The organism is Bathymodiolus azoricus thioautotrophic gill symbiont (genome assembly GCF_001298715.1).
In the GTDB taxonomy this organism is placed as follows: Bacteria; Pseudomonadota; Gammaproteobacteria; order PS1; family Pseudothioglobaceae; genus Thiodubiliella.
In genome coordinates, this window is sequence record NZ_CDSC02000166.1 from 1 (window position 1) to 1361 (window position 1361).

The 1361-nt window shown below is 45.6% G+C and carries 1 protein-coding gene; it reads right to left on the minus strand.

Annotated features, from left to right (window positions below; genetic code table 11):
* Window positions 1–1361: integrin alpha (locus tag BAZSYMA_RS03295; RefSeq protein WP_090715609.1), on the minus strand; the 1361-nt coding region annotated here is incomplete at both ends.

Genomic DNA, 1361 nt, shown 5'->3' on the forward strand with positions numbered 1-1361 from the left:
GAGAAGCCACTATAATCATATGTTGACTCACCATTGATAACAAAGCCCCTTGTGCTTGTGCCAGCAGCAATGGCTGATAAGTTAATGGCATCAGTGTTGTTTTGTTTGCCAAACACGACATACGATTTACCTGCATTTGATTTACCGCTTGGATCAACACTATAAGCACCCACAATTAAGTCGTCTAAGCCATCGCCATTGACATCACCTGCGTTGGAGACTGAGTAACCACTACGATCACTCGCTGACTCGCCATTAATAACAAAGCCGCCTGTGCCAGCGGCAATGGCTGATAAGTTAATGGCATCGGTGTTGTTTTGTTTACCGAAAATAACATAAGATTTGCCTGCGTTTGATTTATTACTTGGATCGGCGCTATAAGCACCCACAATTAAGTCATCCAAACCATCGCCGTTGACATCGCCTGCACTGGAGACTGAGATGCCACTCCTATCATACGCTGACTCGCCATTGATAACAAAGCCGCCTGTGCTTGTGCCAGCGGCAATGGCTGATAAATTAATAGCGGTGTTGTCTTGTTTGCCGAAGATAACATACGATTTACCTGCGTTTGGCTTACCGCTTGGATCGGCACTATAAGCACCCACAATTAAATCATCTAAGCCATCGCCGTTGACATCACCTGCACTGGAGACTGAGTAGCCACTCTCATCACCCCCTGACTCGCCATTGATAACAAAGCCATCTGTACTTGTACCAGCGGCAACGGCTGATAAATTAATAGCATCGGTGTTATTTTGTTTGCCGAACACGACATACGATTTACCTGCAGATAATTTACTACTTGGATCGGCACTCTTAGCACCTACAATTAAATCATCTAAGCCGTCGCCATTGACATCGCCTGCGCTGGATATTGACCAACCACTATGATCATTCACTGACTCGCCATTGATAACAAAGCCACCTGTGCCAGTGGCAATGGCTGATAAATTAATGGCATCAGTGTTATTTTGTTTGCCGAACACGACATACGATTTACCTGCGTTTGATTTATTGATTGGATCAGCACCCCAGGCATTCACAATTAAATCATCTAAGCCGTCGCCATTGACATCGCCTGCACTGGAGACTGACCAGCCACTATAATCACTCGCTGACTCGCCATTGATAACAAAGCCACCTGCGCTTGTGCCAGCGGTAATGGCTGATAATTCAATGGTGTTGGTGTTGTCTTGTTTGCCGAACACGACATACGATCTGCCTGCTAACGATTTATTACTCTGATCATTACCATAAGCACCCACAATCAAATCATCCAAGCCGTCGCCGTTGACATCGCCTGCGTTGGAGACTGAGTGACCACTATAATCACGCACTAACTCACCATTGATAACAAA